Raw genomic sequence first — 19462 nt, 5'->3', positions numbered from 1 at the left:
GCAGGGGAACCGTTTTCTTCTTGGCCAACTAACTTCCGTGTCCGTCTTGTCTTGTTGTCTTCTTGTCTCTCTCTTCTCTTCCTTGCCGCCTGCCGCGCGTGGGATGGAAAACGCGCGCGCAGGACGCACCCCGGCGGGCGACGCATCCGCCGCCCGCCGTGAGGCTTTTCTTCCTTGTTTCCTCCTCCTAGAGAGGGCGCGTCTTCGTCATGTCATTTCGCGCCACCCGATTCGTAGATGTCCCATGCCTCCTTGGCGCTCGCGCCGCGGTGGATCATGGCCATCAGCGCGTCCACCACCGCCGACGGATTGCCGTGCTGGTAGACGTTGCGCCCGTACACCATGCCGACGGCGCCTTCGTCCATCAGCACGCGCGAACGCGCGAACACCTGCTGCAGGTCCTCGCGGCCGCCGCCGCGCACGAGCACGGGGCAGCGCGCGGCCTGCACCACGCGGTGGAAGTCTTTGGGATCCGTGGTGGGGTCGGCCTTGACGATGTCTGCGCCCATGTCGCGCGCCAGGCGAACGAGCGTGACGATCTTCTCGGCATCGCCGTCCACCGAGTAGCGGCTGCCGGCCGACGGCGCCTGCATCACCAGCGGCTCGATCATCAGCGGCATGCCGTAGCGGTCGCAGTCGGCGCGAACGCGCGCGATGTTCTGCACGCACTGGCGGAACAGGTCGGGCTCGTCGGGCAGCATGAAGAGGTTGACCACCACGCAGGCGGCATCCTGCTGCACGGCGGGCAGCACCGGGTCGTGCTCGTTCTGCAGCACCGCCCACATCACTCGGTGGCGCGTGGCGTTGTAGGGGTTGCCCATGTCGATGCGCATCACGAGGGCAGGCTTGTCGCGGCCCGGGCGGTCCTGCAGCAGGTCCGACTGGCCGTAGTTGAGCTGGATCGCGTCGGGGCGCGCGGCCACGAGGCGCTCCATCACCGCGGGCATGTCCTCGAGGCCTTCGAGGAAGGTGGGCTCGTTGCACACGCCGTGGTCGAGTGCGATGTCCAGGCAGCGCCCGTTGTTGAGCAGCCGGTTCAGGCGTGCGGTCTTGTCCTTCGACATACGGAGAGAAGTCCTTGCTTGTTAATGTGTGACAGAAGACAGGAGGGCTCAGCCGAGCGAGCCCAGGTGCCTGCTCGCGGCGCCGTCGATCAGCTCCAGCGCCGCGTCGTGCAGGCGCACCGAGCCGGCGCCCGCGTTCTCGACGGCCTGCTTGCTCGCGCGAGCGCCGCACAGCGCCACCGACACGCTGCCGCGCGCCAGCGTCCAGGCGATCATGAGTTGGCCGAAGGAGCATTCGAGCTGCCGGCGCAGCGGCTCCAGCTCCTCGAAGAAGGCCTTGAGCTTCGCGCGGTTGTCGGCGCTGAAGCGCGGGTTGGTCGCGCGCTGGTCGTCGCCGGTGAACTTGCGCTCGGGGTCGATGGGGCCCGCGAGCAGGCCCAGCGCGAGCGAGGAGTAGCCCAGCACCGCCACGTTGTTCTCCGTGCAAAGCGGCACCAGCGTCTGCTCGATCTCGCGGTCGATCAGGCTGTAGCGTTCCTGCGCGGCGTCGACCTGGCCGTATTGCAGGTATTCGGCCAGCGTCTCGGGGCTCACGTTGCTCACGCCGATGGCGCGGATCTTTCCCTGCTTCTTGAGCTCGAGCAGTGCGTCCATGGTCTCGGCCACGGGCGTGGTGGCGTCCTGCCAGTGCGTGATGTAGAGGTCGATGTAGTCGGTCTGCAGGCGCTTCAGGCTCTCTTCTGCCTCGTGGATGATCGACTCGCGCCCGAGGTAGCGGTACACCGGGTGGCCATCTTCTTCGAAGAAGTGCGTTCCCTTCCGGGTGTGCCACACCAGCCCGCACTTGGTGGCGATCACCGCCTCGTGGCGGCGGCCCTTCAGCGCGGTGCCGACGATGCTCTCGGAGCGGCCCAGCCCGTAGGCCGGTGCGGTGTCGATCAGGTTCACGCCCGCATCCAGCGAGGCCTGGATGGCGAGCACGGCGGCCGCGTTGTCACCGCCGCCCCACATCCATCCGCCCATGGCCCAGGTGCCCAGGCCGATGGCCGAGCACTCGATGCCCGAGGGGCCGAGGGTGGTCTTCTTCATGGCCGATGCGTTGCTGGGGCTGATGTTGTTCATCGCTTGGTCTTTCTCGTGTTCATGAGGTGGTCGATGGTCACGGCCGCGAGCAGGATCACGCCCTTGATCACGTCCTGCCAGTAGGGCGAGACGTCCAGCAGGATCAGCGAGCTGGTCACCACCGACAGCAGCGCCAGGCCCAGCACCGCGCCGAGCACCGTGCCAGAGCCGCCCTTGAGGCTGGCGCCGCCGATCACCGCTGCGGCGATCACGTTGAGCTCCATGCCCACGCCGAAGGTGGGCGTGGCGGCGCCGAAGCGCGCGGTGTAGATCACGCCCGCGAGGCCGGCCGATGCGGCGCACAGCACCGTGACCCAGAACTTGACGTGGCCCACGCGGATGCCCGAATACAGCGCCGCCTTCTCGTTGCTGCCGGTGTAGAACACGCGGCGCAGCAGCGAGGAACGGCGCAGCACGAAGTCGCTCACCACCACGATCGCCAGGAAGATCAGGATCACCGCCGGAACGCCGAAGAGCGTGCCCTGGCCGATGAACTTGAACTCGGCCGGCAGCGAGAACAGCGACTGCGGCGTGCCCTGCGTGAGCGCCAGGCACAGGCCGCGCACGATCACCATGAAGGCCAGCGAGGCGATGAAATGGTTCAGCCCGATGCGCGTGACGCAGCCGCCGATCATCGCGCCGATCATGGCGCTGGCCGCGATGGCGATGAGCCCCGCCGTCCACGGATCGAAGCCCATGAGGAAGAGCTTGCCGGTGATCACCATCGCGAAGCACACCACCGAGCCCACCGACAGGTCGATGCCGCCGACGATCAGCAGGATGGTCATGCCCACCACCACGATGCCCTCGATGGAGAACGACAGCAGCATCGCGCGCACGTTGTCCCAGGTGAGGAAGTAGGGCGATGCGAAGCTCATGCCCACGCACAGCGCGGCGATGATGATCAACAGGCCCAGCTCGCGCATGCTGGCGAGCCTGCTGGCGGGTTTCACGGGGCCTCCTTTCGTTCCTCCTCCTGATCCCTCGGTCGTCTGCGGCGGCGTCAGGCCCGCGGCGCCCGCGTCCAGTTGTGCTGGGTAGTTCATGCTGTCGTTTCCTCTTCGCAAAGTCCGGAGGCCAGCCGCAGCAGGGCCTCTTCCGTCATGTCCTTGTCTTGCACCTCGCCGGCGAGCCGGCCGTCGCGGATCACCAGCGCACGGTCGCACAGGCCGATGATCTCGGGCAGCTCCGAGGAGATCACGATCACGCCCACGCCCTGGCTGGCCAGGTCGCGCAGGATGTGGTGGATCTCCGACTTGGCGCCCACGTCCACGCCACGCGTGGGTTCGTCCATCAGCAGCACAGACGGGTTGGTGGCCAGCAGCTTGGCAATGGCCACCTTCTGCTGGTTGCCGCCCGACAGGCTCGCCACGTCGATGTCCACGCCGTCCGACTTGAGCTTGAGCCGCGCGCCGAGGCTCACGGCCAGCTTGTGCTCGGCGGCGCGCTGCAGCAGGCCGAAGCGCGAGCTCACGCGCGCGAGCGCCATCGACGCGATGTTCTGCGCGATCGGCAGCTCCAGGTACACGCCCGCCGCCTTGCGGTCCTCGCTGAGGTAGGCGATGCCTTCGCGCAGCGCGTCGCTGTACTTGCGGATCGTGAGCGGCCTGCCGCGCAGCCGCACGCTGCCGCTGCGCGCGGTGCGCAGGCCGCAGATGGTTTCCGCGAGCTCGCTGCGGCCGGCGCCCATCAGCCCCGCGATGCCGAGGATCTCGCCGCGCCCGAGCCTGAACGACACGCCGTGCACGCGCTCGCCGTCGGCGATGTCGGTCACCTCCAGCACGTGCTCGCCCGATGCCGGTTCTTCCTGCTTCGGCGGGTAGTAGTTGCCCAGGTCGCGCCCGACCATGCGTCGCACCAGGCCGTCGGCATCGAGCTCGGCCAGCGGGCCGGTGTGCACGTGGCGGCCGTCGCGCAGCACGGTGACGCTGTCGCAGTGCGCGAAGATCTCCGCCATGCGGTGGCTGATGTAGATGATGCCGATGCCCTGCGCCTTGAGGTCGTGCAGCACCCGAAAGAGCGCGGCCGATTCGTTGTCGGTGAGCGCGGCCGTGGGCTCGTCGAGGATCAGCACCTTGCAGTCGAGCGTGAGCGCCTTGGCGATCTCGATGAGCTGCTGCGTTGAGATGCTCAGGTCCTTCACCAGCGCGGCGGGGTCGATGTCCTGCCCCAGCCGCTGCAGCACCTTGGCGGCGCGTTCGTCGAGGCTCGCGTAGTTCATCCACGCGCTCCTGCCGGCGTTGATCTCCGGCATGAAGATGTTCTCGGCCACCGTGGCGTCGCCGCACAGGGCGATCTCCTGGTGGACCAGGCCGATACCCAGGCGCATCGCGTGCGCGGGGCCGTCGATCACCACCTTCTTGCCGTCGAGCGAGATCGTGCCCTCGTCCGGCTGGTGGATGCCGTCGATGATGTTCATCAGCGTGGACTTGCCCGCGCCGTTCTCGCCGCAAAGGGCGTGGATCTCGCCGCGGCGCAGCGAGAAGTCCACGCCCGTGAGCGCGCGCGAAGCGCCGAAGCGCTTGCTGATGCCGCGCAGTTCGAGCAATGCGCCCACTGCGTTCACTCGCCGATTCCCTTGGTGCCGCGGCGGGCGAGGTACTTGTCCCAGTAGAAGTCATCGGCGTTGGCCTTGCTGACCACCGACAGGCCGTTGTCCAGGAAGGGCACCGACATCGGGTTGGTGCCGTTGCGCTTGGCGTCGTTCATCGGGTCGATGAGGCCGGGGTTCTTGGCCAGGAACAGCATCATCATGCCCATGTAGCCCTGCATGCCCTGGTTGGGGTTGATGGCGCCGAACACGTCGCCCGACTTGATCATGTCGAGGATCTTGGCGTTCACGTCGCAGCACATCACCTTGATGTTCTTCTTGGTCTCCACCTTGGCCTGTGCCGCGCCGAGGGCCGAGTTGGCCTCGGGCATGAACAGGGCGCCCAGGTTCGGGTTGGCCTGCGCGAGGCTCAGTACCGCCTGGTAGGCCTTGTTCGGGTCTTGGTTGCTGGCTGCGCGGCCCACCAGCTTCATGCCGGGGTGCTTGGTCTTCATGCGGTTGATGAAGGCGGCGATGCGGCGGTCGTGGTTGTCCTGGCCGGGGTTCTCGAGCACCGCGTATTCGCCCTTGCCGCCCAGCGACGCGGCGATGGCGTCGGCCGCCTGGTTGCCCTCGCGGTCGTTGTCGGAAGTGACGAAGGAGGTGCGCTTGGAGTTGGGCGAGTCGGCCGCGAACGTGACGACCGGGATGCCCATCGCCGCGGCGCGGTTGATCGGCTCGATGAACGGGTCGGGGTTCATCGGGTGCAGCAGGATGCCCGCGGGCTTGCGCGCCAGCTCCTGCTCGAAGGACGCGAGCTGCTTGTTCACGTCGTACTCGGGCGTGCCGGTGTAGCGGGTGCGAACGCCGAGCGTGCGGCCGAGCTGCTTCATCATTTCGTAGACCGGAAACCAGTACTCGACCCCCGACACCATCACGTTCATCACGTAGACGTCGCTGGGATTGCCGCGCAGGCCGCCGCCGGCGGCGGGGGCAGCCGCCTGCTGCTGCGCGAATGCGCTCGCGCCGGCCAGGCCGATGCCGGCGGCCGCGGCGGACTTCAGGAAATTACGCCTCATTCTTTGTCTCCTCACGTTGGGTGCACAGCTTGTGGATGCCGCTTTTCAGGGCAGCTCTCGGAACCGCTTTGTCACATCAGTTGTTATGACAGGCTAGAATGTACGCGCTGGCCATTTGGAGGGATAACTAGGGGAAACGCTACTGGCAGGCCGCTTTTATTCAGCCGAAGCTGTTATGACATGAAGCCCAACATACTGATCGGCATCGACATGGGGTCGAGCAGCCTGAAAGCCCTGGCCCTCGAAGCCGGGAACGGCCGCAGCGTCGCCCTGTCACGAATGCCATTGCCGCACGACCGGCTGCCCGGAGGGGGATGCGAAGTGGGGGCCGCGGCCATCCGCGCCGCATTGACCCACGTGCTGCGCGACGTCGCCCATCAACTCGGAGACCGCGTGTCGGAGGTCCGCGCCATCGGCTGCACCGGCCACGGCGCGGGGCTCTATGCGCTCGACGCGCGCAACGAGCTCGTGGGCGGACGGGCAGTGGCCTCCACAGACCAGCGCGCCGACGCGCGCGCCCGCTCCCTCGCGCTCGGCCGCGGCCCGGCGCTCTTCGCCGACGTGGGCTGCCAGCCCTGGCCCGGCCAGCCCACGGTGATCGCGGCCGAGCTGCTGGGCACCGACGCCGTGCAGCGCGGCACGGTGCGCCGGCTGATGTTCGCGAAGGACTACCTCGGCTTCCTGCTGACGGGCGAGATCGCCACCGACGCCAGCGACGCGAGCACGGCCGGGCTGGTGTCGATCGAAACGGGCACGTGGTCGCAGGCGGCCTTCGATGCCTCGGGCATCGCCGATCTCGGGCCGCGCGTCTTCGGTCCGCTGGTGCCCAGCGGCGAGATCGTCGGCAGCCTGCGGCCTTCGGAGGCCGCGCTGTGCGGCCTGCCCGCGGGCATTCCGGTGGCGATGGGCGCCATCGACCTGCTGGCCTCGATGACCGCGATCTGCGCCGAAGGGCGCTCGCGCGCGGTGTCGGTCTTCGGCACCTGGTGCGTCAACGCCGTCATCGGGCCGGTGATCGAGCCCAAGCCCGCCGTGGCCGCCGTCGTCAACTTCGGCCGCGGGGACAAGCGGCTCTACATGGAGAACAGCCCCTCCTCGATGGCCAACATCGCGTGGCTGGCCGGCGTGCTCGGCCTGCCCGATGCGCGTGCGGTGGTCGACCTCGCGATGTCGGTGCCGCTGAGCGCGGGCGGGCTGCGCTTCCTGCCTTTCGTGAACGGAGGCGGCGGCGTGACCGCGGGCTTCGTCGGCCTCAAGAGCCATCACACGCGCGGCGACATGGCGCGCGCGGTGGTCGATGCGGTCGCGGCGCTGCATGCGCGCCACATCGCGCGGCTCGCGGCCTGCGGGCTGCCGGTGTCCGCGTGCACCGTGCTCGGCGGCGGCGCGAGCGACACGCGCCTCGTGCGCCTGCTCGCGGGCCTGCTCGGCCATCCGGTCGAGCGCTGCGCCGACGACGAGACCGGGGCGCGCGGCGCCGCCATCTACGCCGCCATGTCGCAGGGCATCGACCGAGCGGAGCAGGGCAGCGCGCTGCTCGCGCCCTGCGACACCGTCGAACCCGACGCCGCCCTGGCGCGCGCCCATGCCGACTTCAACGCCGGCTTCAACGAACTGATCGACACCATGTCTCCTGTGTTTTCCCATCTGGCGGGCGGCGTGACGGCCGCCGCCGGCAGCACCGCAGCGCGCAGCGCGGAGGTCTCCCGATGAGCGCGTGGCAACTGCCCTTCGTGCGCCCCGCGTCGCTCGCGGACCGACATTTCTCCACCGTCATCGTCGGCGCCGGCATCAACGGCGTGGGCGTGTTCCGCGACCTGTGCCTGCAGCGCGTGGACTGCCTCATCGTCGACAAGGGCGACTTCAGCGCGGGCGCCAGCAGCGCGCCCTCGCGCATGATCCACGGCGGCCTGCGCTACCTGGAGAACGGCAGCTTCTCGCTGGTGGCCGAGGCCACGCGCGAGCGCAACCTGCTGCTGCGCAACGCGCCGCACCTGGTGCAGCCGCTGAAGACGGTGGTGCCGCTGTCGAGCTTCTTCGGTGGGTTGATGAGCAGCGCGCTGAAGTTCTTCGGCCGCAAGCCGCCGCAGCGCACGCGCGGACTGCTGGCGGTGGCCGCGGGCCTTCGCCTGTACGACCTGCTCGGCCGCCGCCAGCGCGTGATGCCCAACCACCGCATCAGCCGCGTTCCCCCGGGCGACCGCAGCCTGTTCCGCTCGGCGGTGCGCTGGACGGCCACCTTCTTCGATGCGTGGATCAGCCACCCCGAGTGGCTCATCCTCGAACTCATCGGCGACGCCTGCCGCGACCAGCCGCGATCGGCCGCGGCCAACTACTGCCGAGTGATGGGCTGCGCCGGCAACATCATCACGCTGCGCGACGAGATCACCGGCGCGCTGGTGCGCGTGACGGCCGACACCGTGGTGAACGCCAGCGGCGCGTGGCTCGACCGCAACACTGCGGTGCTCGGCGGTGCCGGCCCGCGCGTGATGGGCACCAAGGGCTCGCACCTCGTGCTCGACCATCCCGCGCTGCGCGACGCGCTGAAGGGCCGCATGGCCTACTTCGAGGCGGTGGACGGCCGCGTGTGCATCGTCTACCCCTTCCTCGACCGCGTGCTGGTGGGCTCCACCGACATCCCCGTGGACGACCCCGACAGGATCGAGACGGAGCCCGAGGAGGTCGACTACCTGCTCGAAGTGCTGGCAGAGGTGTTCCCCAACCTGCGCTTCGGCCGCGGCGACGTGGTCTACACCTACGTCGGCGTGCGGCCCCTTGCGCGCTCCGACGCCGACAAGCCGGGGCAGATCTCGCGCGACCACTCGGTGGTGCTCGATCCGCCCAGCGCCACGCGCGACATTCCGGTCGTCGGCCTCGTCGGCGGCAAGTGGACGACCTTCCGCGCGCTCGCGGAAGAGGCCGTCGACGAAGTGCTGAAGCAACTGGGCCGTCCGCGCACGGCATCGACGGACATGCTGCCGATCGGCGGCGGCGCCGAGCTGCCGGCCGATGCGCAGGCGACCGAGCGTTTTCTCGATCGCCTGGTCGCCGCCTCCGGCATGAGCCGCACGCGCGCGCAGGTGCTGCTGAAGCGCTATGGATCGAAGGCCCTGCCGCTGGCGCAGCGCCTCGCCGCATCGGGCGACATGCCGCTGCGCCACGCGCCCGGCTATTCGGTGGCCGAGCTTTCGTATCTCTGCCTCGAGACCGGCGTGGTGCATCTCGACGACCTCGTGATCCGCCGCACGCTGCTGGCGATCCGCGGGCTGGTCACCGACGCCGCGCTCGCCGAGATCGCAGGCATCGCCGCCGATGCGCTGGGCTGGGACGCGGCGCAGCAGCACGCCGAGCTGCACGCCTGCGCCACTGCGCTGCGCGAGCGCCACGGCGTGCGGCTTTCGCCGGTGGCCGCCGATGCACCGGCGTCTTTCGATGCATCATTGATGACTCCTCAGGCCCTGGGCCAAGCTTCGACGTGAACTCTCCGACCGAAATTTCGACCGTGCTCGACCGCGATTCCGAGTCCCCGCTGTGGGCCCAGTTCCGCGACGCGCTTCGCATGCAGATCCTGCAGGGCGTGCTGCCCATCGGCGCCAAGCTGCCGTCCGAGGCCGAGCTGGGCGAGCAGTTCGGCATCTCGCGCATCGTGGTGCGCGAGGCGCTGGCCGACCTCGTGCGCAACAACCTCATCTACAAGATCAAGGGCCGCGGCGCCTTCGTGTCGGCGCGCGAGCGCGACGAGGACTTCGTCTCCACCGTGCTCGGCTTCTCCGACGAGATGGAACGCAAGGGCCGCTCGGTGCGCACGCAGATCCTCACGCAGGAACTGCGCGCTCCCACCGAGCAGGAGGCCGCCTCGCTCGGCCTGACCGACGACACGCAGGTGGTGGCGCTCAAGCGCCTGCGCAGCGTCGACGGCGAACTGCGCCTGCTGGTGGAGACCGTGGTGCCCGCCGACCTGGCACCCGGCCTGCACCGCACGCGCCTGGACGACCGCTCGCTCTACGACGTGCTGCGCCGCCAGTACGGCCTGCGCCTGGTGCGCGCCGAACGCTGGATCGACGCCGTGCTGCCCGACGCCGAGACCTGCGACCTCCTCAACCTGCCGCAGCCGGAGCCGCTGCTGCGCATCGAATCGATCGCCTACGGCGCCAACGGCCGGCCGCTGGAGCACTACCGCGCGCTGCACCGCTGCAAGACGAGCCGCCTGCACGTGCAGACGACGACTTGAAGGGGCGGGGCGGGCAGCCGGACGCAGAGGACGCGAAGGTTTCGCGAAGGAGGCGAAAGGAAAATCCGGAACGAGATCGTGAGCGTCGGCAAGCCAATGAGCGTGCGGCGCAGCAGCTGCGCGCCAGCGCCACGTAGCCGGGCCGGCCCGACAGGTTCGGGAGCTCGTGCCCCGGCAGCAGCCCCACGCCGACTGCGCAGGCACCTACGCCCAGGCATGCGCGCCGCGTCGGCGCGGCGGAGAAAAGGAGGGCGCCGATGACCGCCGAGCTTCATCACCGGCACTTGAAGCCCCACGGGAGGGCCAAGAGAACGAGGATGACGACTGGCGCGGGGTGGAGGAGGCGATAAGGCGCGATTGTGGCGCGGCCTGTGCATTCGTTCCCGCGATGGATCGATGCTCGCAAGTACCTCTGCGAGGAAACGGCTTAGGAACCTAGAATGCCCTGATGGAAGCGCAAGAGTTGCTTATAGCGTTGCATGACGAGTCGGCGGGATATGAAATCGCGCCAGACCGTATGCCCCTGTCCATACTCCGCAACTTTGCAAAGGATGTGGACGATTTTCTCCGGGGCGATGGCAACGACATCGATACAAGTGCGCTCGATGTTTCCATCGAGAAGGGTTCATTCGCCATCCGGACGGCACCCATAGCCAATCCGATTCTGTTGAACGACCTGCGCAAGCTCGCTAACAGTCAGGAGATGGATGACATTGGTCCGAAGCGGCGCGCGGTGATTGAGCGGTGGCAAAAGAATGCGCGTGGTGGCCGTCGCTGGCGCGTGAGCATCGGAGCGAGTTTTCTGCCTGCTGCCATCGTGATTAGTGCCGAGTCCGATTTCCACGCCGACGATGCCGATCAATGGGTACGTGTCGAACGCTATGTGCGTGGCGAGATCGAAGACATGGGCGGGCAGTCGAAACCGAATGCCCACATTCGTCTTCCGGACGGCAAGACATTGCTGGTCGATGCAGCGCGTGAAATGCTGCGCGACGAGAAGGTCAACCGGCTTTACAAGCCGGCCATGGTCCGGATCGTTGCCGAGTACAACGTCAGGACGCGCGAGTATCGAGGCGCCAGACTGCTAGAGTTCGTCGAGCATGAAAGCCGATTCGACGAGAAGGATCTCGCGCGCCTGACTCAACGAGGAGCCAAGGCCTGGCGCGACACACCTGACGCCGGAGCATGGATTGACGATCTCCGGGGAGGCAAGGAGTGAGCGCGATCCTGCTTGATACGAGCTACCTGATTTCCCTGGCTGACCCTGCGCGTGCCCACCATCAAGCTGCAGTGAGTTATCTGAGGGAAGCGCTGAAGCGCGGTGTTCCGCTCTACCTTTCGGCCGTTGCGGCATCGGAGTTTCAGGTCAAGCAGGCGGTGACGGATTTGCCCCTGCGCAATTTCGAGGTACTTCCGTTCAACATCGACCACGCAATGACCGCAGGATTGCTCATGCGCGACCTGCAGCGGGATGGAGGTGATGACCGCAGCGCGGTGAAGGACGACATCAAGCTGATCGCCCAGGCGATTTGCGAATCTCTGACGCACATCCTCACGGAAGACGCTCAAACGCTGGTGAAGTACTTGCGCAGGCTGAATGACGCCGGTACCAGCGTCGTCAAGCCGATCCTGTTGGCGGATGGCTTCGATTCAGCGTGGTTCGAGAACGGTCAGCGAGGCTTGTTGGGGGATTGACGATCGGACGCGAGCGAACGCGCCCGTCGATCAGCTTGCCAGCAGCCGCTTCAGGTAGCGCCCCGTATGGCTCGCCTCGTTCGCCGCGATGTCCTCGGGCGTGCCCTGGCCCACCACCGTGCCGCCGCCGGCGCCGCCTTCGGGGCCCATGTCGATCAGCCAGTCGGCGGTCTTGATGACGTCGAGGTTGTGCTCGATGACGACGATGGTGTTGCCCGCGTCGCGCAGCTGGTGGAGCACCTTCAGCAGCAGCTCGATGTCTGCGAAGTGCAGGCCGGTGGTCGGTTCGTCGAGGATGTAGAGGGTGCGGCCGGTGTCGCGCTTGCTGAGTTCGAGCGCGAGCTTCACGCGCTGCGCCTCGCCGCCCGACAGCGTGGTGGCCGACTGGCCCAGCTTGATGTAGCTCAGGCCCACGTCGAGCAGGGTGCGCAGCTTGCGCTCGATGGTGGGCACGGCCTTGAGGAAGTCGTGCGCGGCCTCGACCGTCATCTCCAGGATCTGCGCGATGTTCTTGCCCTTGTAGAGCACTTCGAGCGTCTCGCGGTTGTAGCGCTGGCCGTGGCAGACCTCGCAGGGCACGTACACGTCGGGCAGGAAGTGCATCTCGACCTTGACGACGCCGTCGCCCTGGCAGGCCTCGCAGCGCCCGCCCGCCACGTTGAAGCTGAAGCGCCCCGGGCCGTAGCCGCGCTCGCGCGCGGTGTTGGTCTCGGCCATGAGTTCGCGGATGGGCGTGAACAGGCCCGTGTAGGTGGCCGGATTGCTGCGCGGGGTGCGGCCGATGGGGCTCTGGTCGACGTTGATGACCTTGTCGAAGTACTCGATGCCTTCCACCGACTCGTGCGCCGCCGGCTCCTCGTGCGCGCGGTAGAGCGTGCGCGCGACCGCCGTGTAGAGCGTGTCGTTCACCAGCGTGGACTTGCCCGAGCCCGACACGCCCGTCACGCAGGTCAGCAGGCCGACGGGGAAGGCCACGCTCACGTTCTTGAGGTTGTTGCCCGTGGCGCCGACCACGCGGATCTCCTGCAGGTCGGTCTGCGTGGCGAGGTGCGCGGCCTCGCGCGCGGCGCGGCGCTCGGCGGCGGGGCTCGGCGGAAAGCGCGGGGGCTTCCTGCCTTCATGGAAGGCGGGCTGCTTCGTCGAAGGCAGCCACGCGGTGCGGTGCTTCGGCACCTCGATCCTGCGCGCGCCCGAGAGGTACTGGCCGGTGAGCGAGTCGGGGTTGGACGAGACCTCGGCGCAGGTGCCCTGCGCCATCACGCGCCCGCCGTGCACGCCGGCGCCGGGGCCCATGTCGATCACGTGGTCGGCGGCGTGGATCATGTCCTCGTCGTGTTCGACCACGATCACGCTGTTGCCGATGTCGCGCAGGTGCTTCAGAGTGCCGATGAGGCGGTCGTTGTCGCGCTGGTGCAGGCCGATGCTGGGCTCGTCGAGCACGTACATCACGCCGGTGAGGCCGGAGCCGATCTGCGAGGCGAGGCGGATGCGCTGCGCTTCGCCGCCCGACAGCGTCTCGGCGCTGCGGTCGAGGCTCAGGTAATTCAGGCCCACGTCGTTGAGGAACTTCAGGCGCAGCCCGATCTCGCGCACCACCTTCTCCGCGATCTCGGCCTTGGCGCCGCGCAGCTTGAGCTTCTCGAACCAGCCGAGCGAATCGCGCAGCGTGAGGCGGCTGAGCTCGAAGATCGCCATGCGCGGGCGCTCGGTGCCGTTGTCCGCGCCGCTCTCGTCGACCAGGAACACGTTGCGCGCCTCGGGGCGAAGGCGCGAGCCGCCGCAGTCGGGGCAGGGCTGCATGTTGCGGAAGCGCGCGAGGTCCTCGCGCACCATCACCGAGTCGGTCTCGCGGTAGCGCCGCGTCATGTTCGGGATGATCCCCTCGAAGGGGTGCTTCTTCGTGAGCTTCTTGCCCGCGAAGTTGCCCGACTCCATGGTGTAGTTGAACTTGATCTCCTCGGCGGCAGAGCCGTACAGCAGCACCTGCTGCACCGAGGCCGGCAGCGATTCGAAGGGTGCGTCGACGTCGAACTTGTAGTGCTTGGCGACGCTCTCGATCATGCTGAAGTAGTAGCCGTTGCGGCGGTCCCAGCCCTTGATGGCGCCGCTGGCGAGCGACAGCGACGGAAAGGCCACCACGCGCGCCGGATCGAACACCTCGCGGCTGCCCAGGCCGTCGCAGGTCGGGCATGCGCCCACGGGCGAGTTGAACGAGAACAGGCGCGGCTCCAGCTCCGACAGCGAGTAGTGGCAGATCGGGCAGGCGAACTTGGCGTTGAACAGGTGCTCCTTGTCGGGAGCGCCTTCCGCGCCCAGTTCCAGCGCGATCGCGCGGCTCTCGGCCAGGCGCAGCGCCGCCTCGAAGCTCTCGGCCAGGCGCTGCTGCATGTCGGGGCGCGCGCGAAGGCGGTCGATGACGACGTCGATGTCGTGCTTCTCGGTCTTCTTGAGCTTGGGCAGGTCGTTGTATTCGTAGATCTGCCCGTCGACGCGGAAGCGCACGTAGCCGGAGGCCTGCATCTCGGCGAAGAGCTCGACGAACTCGCCCTTCTTCTCGCGTGCCACGGGCGCCAGGATCATCAGGCGCGGCTCGTCGGGAATCGCCAGCACCGCATCGACCATCTGCGACACCGTCTGCGCCTGCAGCGGCAGGTGGTGGTCGGGGCAGTAGGGCGTGCCGGCGCGCGCGTAGAGCAGGCGCAGGTAGTCGTGGATCTCGGTCACCGTGCCCACGGTGGAGCGCGGGTTGTGGCTGGTGGCCTTCTGCTCGATGCTGATCGCGGGCGAGAGGCCCTCGATCACGTCGACGTCGGGCTTGTCCATGAGTTGCAGGAACTGCCGCGCGTAGGCCGAGAGGCTCTCGACGTAGCGACGCTGCCCTTCGGCATACAGCGTGTCGAAGGCAAGGCTCGACTTGCCCGAGCCCGACAAACCGGTGATGACCACCAGCTTGTTGCGCGGGATGTCGAGATCGACGTTCTTCAGGTTGTGCGTGCGCGCGCCGCGGATGCTGATGCGCTGCTGCGCCAGCACTGCGCCGAGGTAGGTGTTGCGTTCGAGTTCCGCGTCGCGGGCGCTTTCCGCGTCGGCTTCGCTACGGGCGGTGGGTGCGGTGGCTTTTGAATTCAAGGCAGGCGATCGTCCGAGGGCAACCGGACATGATAGACCGCCCGCGATTTCATGGCGAGCCGGAGGGAACCGGCGGTTCGGACTTCGGGGTTTCTGCCGGCGGCGGGTGCACCGCTTCGGTGCCGGCGGAGGTGCTGATCGCGCGGCTCACCATGTGCTCGGCCAGCGTGTCGTACAGCGGCCGGCTGATCATGCGCGAGACCAGGCTGGCCAGCATCGCGGCGGCCATCAGGCTCAGCACCATCGAGTGGCCGTCGACCATCTCCATCACGATGATGAAGGCGGTGAGCGGCGCCTGCGTCACCGCCGCCAGGAAGCCGGCCATGCCCATGGCGATGAGCGCCGGCCCGTGCTCGCTGGCGGCCAGCCGCGCCACTGCGTCGCCGATGCCCGCGCCGATGGACAGCGACGGCGCGAAGATCCCGCCCGGCACGCCGCACCACGCCGTGAGCCAGGTGGCGACGAACTTGAGCACCGTGTAGAGCGGCGTGAGCTCGTCATGCCCCTGCAGCATCTGCTTGACCGCCTCCGAGCCCGCTCCGAAGGTGACGCCGCCCGTGACCAGCCCGATGACGGCCACAGCCAGTCCGCCGACGGCCGCGAAGCGCACCGGAAAGCGCGCCCGCCAGCGGTTGAAGCGCCCGGCCGTGCCGGTGAGGGAGGCGATCAGCAGCCGCGCGAACAGCCCGCCCGCGGCGCCGCTCAGCAGAGTGACCAGCAGGCCCGGCCCGAGCACGTCCCAGCCCAGCCGCGGCACGCGGATCACGCCGAAATAGCTGACGTTGCCGAAGGCCGAGACCGCCACCAGGCCGGCCAGCACGATCGCCGTGATGATCAGCCCGCTGGAGCGAGCCTCGAGCCGGCCCGACAGCTCCTCGATGGCGAACACCACACCCGCCAGCGGCGCATTGAAGGCCGCCGCGATGCCGGCCGCGCCGCCGGCCACCAGCAGCGCGCGCCCGTCGATGGCCGTGTTGGGCGAGAGCCAGCGCCGCGCGTGCTGCATCACGCCCGCCGCCACCTGCACGGAAGGGCCCTCGCGCCCGATCGACAGGCCGGCCGCGAAACCGGCCACGCCCAGCCCGATCTTCGCGACCGTCAGCCGCAGCGAGGCGAACACGAAGCGCCGCTCGTCGGGCAGGGCCGGGTGCAGCGCGGCCTTGATCTGCGGGATGCCCGAGCCGCCCGCGCCGGGAAAGAAGCGCAGGGTGAACCAGACGATGCCGGCCGTGATCAGCGGCGTGGTCAGCAGCAGGGCCCAGGGCCAGGCGCGGTAGAAGCGGTGGAACTGGCCGAAGACCCAGTCGCTGGCCAGCGTGAAGCCCACCACGAAGAGGCCCGCCGCGATGGCGTAGCCCAGCACGATGGCACGGTCGAGCCAGATCCGCCCGCTGGACAGCTCGGCGCGCAGATGCTCGAAAAAGTCGGGTTCGCGATTCATCGGTCCGGGCCATTCTGGCACCTCAGGGGATTGCGGGCAGTCGCCTTGGGGCACAATCGAGGGTTCTTCTCAACCTTCTCCTCCATCCACTTATCAGGGGCAGTGCATATGGCATCGGTCAATAAAGTCATCGTCGTCGGCAATCTGGGGCGCGACCCCGAGATGCGTACATTCCCGAGCGGCGACCAGGTCGCGAACGTCACCGTGGCCACCACCGATCGCTGGAAGGACAAGCAAAGCGGCGAAATGCGCGAAGCCACCGAATGGCACCGCATCGTCTTCAACGGCCGCCTGGCCGAGATCGCCGGCCAGTACCTGCGCAAGGGTTCGCAGGTCTATGTCGAGGGCAGCCTGCGCACGCGCAAGTGGACCGACAAGGACGGCATCGAAAAGTACACCACCGAGATCCGCGCCGACCAGATGCAGATGCTCGGCAGCCGCCAGGGCCAGGGCGGTCCGTCGGGTCCCAGCGACGACGACGGCTACGGCGGTGGCGGCGGCTACTCGCAAGGTGGTGGCGGCGGCGGTGGCGGCTACGCCCCGCGCGCACCCGCGGCCGCACCGCGCGCTCCCGCGCCGGCTCCGCGCCAGGCACCGGCCAAGTCGTCGTCGGGCTTCGACGACATGGACGACGACATTCCGTTCTGAAGCCGGTCTTCCCGGTTCCTGATTCAGGCAAGGGGCCTGCTCTTCGGTGAGCAGGCCCTTTTCGCTTTTCCGGGGCCTGCCAGCTAAGGCCTGCCCAGCGTCGCCAGCTTCTTCCTGGCCGCCTGCAGCAGGCCGCCGCGCTCGGCGGGCAGCGCCGCCTTGGTGTCGCCCAGCGCGATGATCTCGTGCACCGTGGGCGCGGAGAGCTTCGCAGCCAGCGGATCGCGCGCGGGCATGCCGTTGAGCCGCGCGAGCGGAACGACGTGCACATTCAGGTGCCGGCCCATCGACTTCGACAGCTTCTGGCATGCCGCCGCCATGGCGGCTTCGTCGGGCACCAGCTGGCCGTGCGCGATCAGCAGTTCGATGGTGCCTTGCGCGTCCTCGCCCAGCACCAGGGCGCGCACGACCGAGTCCTTGAACTTGGAGCGCAGCATGGAACGGATCGGCTCCGCCGCCGCGAAGGATCGCAGCGCGATGCTGCGCAGCTGGTCGTGGAAGACGAAGGAGCGGTCGATCCGGATGGCCTCGGGCTGCTCCTCGCCCTTCGCGGCCTGCCGCTTCACGATGCCGCTGCCGACCAGATGCTCGACGGTGGCGGCGGCTTCGGGCTCGGCCAGCCTGGTCCGGCGAGCGAGCTCGGCGGTCGGGAACCATTGATCGGCGGGCGCCGCGTACAGGACCGTGAGCAGCTTCTGTACTTCGGGAGAAAAAAGAAAATCCGCTGCGCTCATCCTTGCTCTGTTGCTGCTGACACGAAGCGCGCATTATCCGAGCCGCGCGCCGCAGCCGTCGGGGTGGCATCGCAGGGCGCCGGACGGGCGCGTCCGTGTTCGCGAACGCAGCGCAGGTCCACCTGCATGCCCGTGCTCTCCTGCTGCTCGCGCAGCCATTGCACGACGCGCTCGGCCCGCCTCACGCCGATGCCCCGCACCGGATACCACCAGGTCACTCCGGCATCGTTGATGCGCTGCGCCAGCTGTTGCAGCGTGCCGAAGCCGGCCTGTGCGAGCCTTTCGGACAGCAGGGGGTCGAACCACGCCGCGACGCTGTCGTGTGCCTGCGGCGCATTTCCGCCGGATCGAGGAGGGGTGTCCATGGTTGTCTCCAGGCGCGGGCACGAGTGCGGGAGGCTTGACGGCCCGCGATGACTCCGCGCATGTTGTGGATCGGATGGGCTTGCTTTGCACGGGACATGCCAGTGCGACTGCGCCTTGATCCACAAGAGATTTCCTGGTCCGCTGCCGGCGTATGTAAGTTATTCAGGCAAATAGTGTGTCCAGTTTCCGGACAGATGCCTGATCGTCGATCAGGGTTTACCTGCCCGGGAGGCCTGCGAGGCCCGGGAACGACCCCGCGAGGCATAGTAGCCAGCCCCGGCCCCACACTCGCAACCCATGGACCTGCGCACCCTCCGCTATTTCATCGCCGTGCTCGAAGCCGGCAGCCTCTCCCGCGCGGCCGGGGCGCTGTACGTGGCGCAGCCGGCGCTCACGGCGCAGATCAAGAAGCTGGAAAGCGAACTCGGCGTGCAGCTCTTCGAGCGTTCGCATGCCGGCGTCACGCCCACGTCGGCCGGGCTGCGCCTCTACGACGACGCCCGCCGCCTGCTGAGCGACGCCGACGCCATGCGCGAGCGCATCCAGCGCCTGCCGCAGGGTCCCGAGGGCTCCGTCACGCTGGCCATTCCCTTCCTGCTCGCCTCGCTGCTGATGGGGCCGGTGCTCGCGGCGCTCAAGGAATCGCATCCGCGCGTGCGCGTCTTCGTGCTCGACGGCCTGAGCCTGACGGTGTGCAAGGCCGTTCTGGAGCGCCGCGCCGACGTCGGCATCCTGGTCGACACGCCGCCGCTGGAGGGCCTGCGCTGCAGGCCGATGGCGCGCGAAGGCATGTACTTCTGCGGGCGCGATACGGATGGCCGCGTCGCCCGGCTGCTGCGCGCGGCGCCCACGGTGCCCGCGGGGCGGCGGCGCCCGGCTAAGGGTGACGCAGGCGCCGCGGCATCGCAGTACCCGGTGATCGATCTTGCCGACGCCGCGGCGCAGCCGCTGGTGCTGCAGTCGCGGCGCTTCGCGATCCGGCAGTCGGTGGAAGGCGCGGCGAATGCGCGCGGCATGCCGCTGAACATCGTCCACGAGCACGACTCGGCAAGGGTGATCCGCTCCCTCTATCTGAATGGCGCCGGCTTCACCTTCGTGCCTGCCTGCGCGCTGAGCGACAGCCCGCCGCCTCGCGAAGGCTGGCTGGTCGCTCGCGTGGTCAACCCGGAGCTTTCGCGCGCCTACACGCTGGTCACGCCCGAGCGTCCGCTCGATGCCGTCGCGCAGGTGGTGGTGGATGCGCTGACCGCTGAAGCGAAAAGCCTCATCGGGCAGCGCAAGTGGATGGCGGAGTGGACGATGCGCGGCTGAGCCCGGGCGTGAACAAGGGCACGCGCAAGGGCACGCGCCATCGGCCGAAGGCCATCAATTCCGGTGATGGCCCCGGATCAGCAAACAGTATTTCTCCTGTAGCCGCGCTTCTGGAACAGTGCCGCTGACCGCAAGAGCGGAACGGCGACATGCGCGATCGCACGTCGCGGCA

The 19462-nt window shown here is 68.4% G+C and carries 16 protein-coding genes; 7 read left to right on the top strand and 9 right to left on the bottom strand.

The annotated features are described in order from the left end of the window. Positions 1-212 precede the first annotated feature (212 nt). The 5 genes from ACTJLF_RS15475 to ACTJLF_RS15455 are packed head-to-tail and all read right to left on the bottom strand — an operon-like array spanning position 213 to position 5735. Complete coding sequence (locus tag ACTJLF_RS15475) at positions 213-1064, bottom strand: class I fructose-bisphosphate aldolase (RefSeq protein WP_019655519.1); 852 nt, start codon at positions 1062-1064, stop codon at positions 213-215. A gap of 48 nt (positions 1065-1112) precedes the next feature. Further along, complete coding sequence (locus ACTJLF_RS15470) at positions 1113-2126, bottom strand: aldo/keto reductase (protein ID WP_440883387.1); 1014 nt, start codon at positions 2124-2126, stop codon at positions 1113-1115. Further along, positions 2123-3172 (bottom strand): ABC transporter permease, encoded by a 1050-nt coding sequence (locus tag ACTJLF_RS15465; protein WP_019655521.1) that lies wholly within the window; start codon positions 3170-3172, stop codon positions 2123-2125. Before ACTJLF_RS15465 ends, ACTJLF_RS15470 begins: the two co-directional genes overlap by 4 nt. Then, complete coding sequence (locus ACTJLF_RS15460) at positions 3169-4692, bottom strand: sugar ABC transporter ATP-binding protein (RefSeq protein ID WP_405054317.1); 1524 nt, start codon at positions 4690-4692, stop codon at positions 3169-3171. The genes ACTJLF_RS15465 and ACTJLF_RS15460 overlap by 4 nt, the downstream gene beginning before the upstream one ends. Next, on the bottom strand, positions 4689-5735 hold the full coding sequence (locus ACTJLF_RS15455) for a substrate-binding domain-containing protein (protein ID WP_019655523.1): 1047 nt from the start codon (positions 5733-5735) through the stop codon (positions 4689-4691). Before ACTJLF_RS15455 ends, ACTJLF_RS15460 begins: the two co-directional genes overlap by 4 nt. Positions 5736-5915: 180 nt before the next feature. Here ACTJLF_RS15455 and ACTJLF_RS15450 point away from each other — a divergent pair, with 180 nt between their 5' ends. The 5 genes from ACTJLF_RS15450 (at position 5916) to ACTJLF_RS15430 (ending at position 11661) form a co-directional block, all read left to right on the top strand. Further along, a complete protein-coding gene (locus ACTJLF_RS15450) occupies positions 5916-7448 on the top strand; it encodes an FGGY family carbohydrate kinase (protein WP_440883386.1) in 1533 nt (510 codons plus the stop codon). Beyond that, entirely contained in the window at positions 7445-9214 is a 1770-nt protein-coding gene (locus ACTJLF_RS15445) for a glycerol-3-phosphate dehydrogenase/oxidase (protein WP_440883385.1), read from the top strand. Before ACTJLF_RS15450 ends, ACTJLF_RS15445 begins: the two co-directional genes overlap by 4 nt. Further along, the gene (locus ACTJLF_RS15440; protein WP_019655526.1) at positions 9211-9966 is read left to right on the top strand and encodes a GntR family transcriptional regulator; all 756 of its coding nucleotides are present in this window, start codon (positions 9211-9213) and stop codon (positions 9964-9966) included. The genes ACTJLF_RS15445 and ACTJLF_RS15440 overlap by 4 nt, the downstream gene beginning before the upstream one ends. Positions 9967-10414: 448 nt before the next feature. Beyond that, on the top strand, positions 10415-11185 hold the full coding sequence (locus tag ACTJLF_RS15435; protein WP_295980104.1) for a hypothetical protein: 771 nt from the start codon (positions 10415-10417) through the stop codon (positions 11183-11185). Further along, complete coding sequence (locus ACTJLF_RS15430; RefSeq protein WP_295980106.1) at positions 11182-11661, top strand: type II toxin-antitoxin system VapC family toxin; 480 nt, start codon at positions 11182-11184, stop codon at positions 11659-11661. The genes ACTJLF_RS15435 and ACTJLF_RS15430 overlap by 4 nt, the downstream gene beginning before the upstream one ends. A 30-nt stretch (positions 11662-11691) precedes the next feature. On the opposite strand, the gene uvrA is transcribed toward ACTJLF_RS15430, so the two are convergent. Together uvrA and ACTJLF_RS15420 are read right to left on the bottom strand one after the other, a co-directional pair. Next, entirely contained in the window at positions 11692-14694 is a 3003-nt protein-coding gene (uvrA, locus tag ACTJLF_RS15425; protein ID WP_354327512.1) for an excinuclease ABC subunit UvrA, read from the bottom strand. Between the two features lie 145 nt (positions 14695-14839). Further along, a complete protein-coding gene (locus ACTJLF_RS15420) occupies positions 14840-16231 on the bottom strand; it encodes a chloride channel protein (protein WP_019655527.1) in 1392 nt (463 codons plus the stop codon). 108 nt (positions 16232-16339) lie between these two features. On the opposite strand from ACTJLF_RS15420, the gene ssb reads away from it, so the two are divergent. Continuing rightward, positions 16340-16879 (top strand): single-stranded DNA-binding protein, encoded by a 540-nt coding sequence (gene ssb, locus ACTJLF_RS15415; protein WP_126022297.1) that lies wholly within the window; start codon positions 16340-16342, stop codon positions 16877-16879. Positions 16880-16962: 83 nt separating this feature from the next. Here ssb and ACTJLF_RS15410 read toward each other — a convergent pair whose 3' ends face one another. Then, a complete protein-coding gene (locus tag ACTJLF_RS15410; RefSeq protein ID WP_019655529.1) occupies positions 16963-17613 on the bottom strand; it encodes a hypothetical protein in 651 nt (216 codons plus the stop codon). Next, complete coding sequence (locus ACTJLF_RS15405) at positions 17610-17978, bottom strand: phage integrase family protein (RefSeq protein ID WP_019655530.1); 369 nt, start codon at positions 17976-17978, stop codon at positions 17610-17612. Before ACTJLF_RS15405 ends, ACTJLF_RS15410 begins: the two co-directional genes overlap by 4 nt. A gap of 298 nt (positions 17979-18276) precedes the next feature. On the opposite strand from ACTJLF_RS15405, the gene ACTJLF_RS15400 reads away from it, so the two are divergent. Beyond that, positions 18277-19290 (top strand): LysR family transcriptional regulator, encoded by a 1014-nt coding sequence (locus ACTJLF_RS15400; RefSeq protein WP_440883384.1) that lies wholly within the window; start codon positions 18277-18279, stop codon positions 19288-19290. The last annotated feature ends 172 nt before the right edge of the window (positions 19291-19462 follow it).

The organism is Variovorax sp. 22077, from assembly GCF_052044195.1.
Taxonomy (GTDB): domain Bacteria; phylum Pseudomonadota; class Gammaproteobacteria; order Burkholderiales; family Burkholderiaceae_C; genus Variovorax; species Variovorax atrisoli.
Note: the sequence above shows the minus strand (reverse complement) of the source record. Positions and strands in the feature narration are given on the sequence as shown.

Bases quoted from the DNA above. Each gene is read 5' to 3' on its own strand.
- ACTJLF_RS15475 (WP_019655519.1), bottom strand. From the start codon at position 1,064: ATGTCGAAGGACAAGACCGCACGCCTGAACCGGCTGCTCAACAACGGG.
- ACTJLF_RS15470 (WP_440883387.1), bottom strand. From the start codon at position 2,126: ATGAACAACATCAGCCCCAGCAACGCATCGGCCATGAAGAAGACCACC.
- ACTJLF_RS15465 (WP_019655521.1), bottom strand. From the start codon at position 3,172: ATGAACTACCCAGCACAACTGGACGCGGGCGCCGCGGGCCTGACGCCG.
- ACTJLF_RS15455 (WP_019655523.1), bottom strand. From the start codon at position 5,735: ATGAGGCGTAATTTCCTGAAGTCCGCCGCGGCCGCCGGCATCGGCCTG.
- ACTJLF_RS15450 (WP_440883386.1), top strand. From the start codon at position 5,916: ATGAAGCCCAACATACTGATCGGCATCGACATGGGGTCGAGCAGCCTG.
- ACTJLF_RS15445 (WP_440883385.1), top strand. From the start codon at position 7,445: ATGAGCGCGTGGCAACTGCCCTTCGTGCGCCCCGCGTCGCTCGCGGAC.
- ACTJLF_RS15435 (WP_295980104.1), top strand. From the start codon at position 10,415: ATGGAAGCGCAAGAGTTGCTTATAGCGTTGCATGACGAGTCGGCGGGA.
- ACTJLF_RS15420 (WP_019655527.1), bottom strand. From the start codon at position 16,231: ATGAATCGCGAACCCGACTTTTTCGAGCATCTGCGCGCCGAGCTGTCC.
- ssb (WP_126022297.1), top strand. From the start codon at position 16,340: ATGGCATCGGTCAATAAAGTCATCGTCGTCGGCAATCTGGGGCGCGAC.
- ACTJLF_RS15410 (WP_019655529.1), bottom strand. From the start codon at position 17,613: ATGAGCGCAGCGGATTTTCTTTTTTCTCCCGAAGTACAGAAGCTGCTC.
- ACTJLF_RS15405 (WP_019655530.1), bottom strand. From the start codon at position 17,978: ATGGACACCCCTCCTCGATCCGGCGGAAATGCGCCGCAGGCACACGAC.
- ACTJLF_RS15400 (WP_440883384.1), top strand. From the start codon at position 18,277: ATGGACCTGCGCACCCTCCGCTATTTCATCGCCGTGCTCGAAGCCGGC.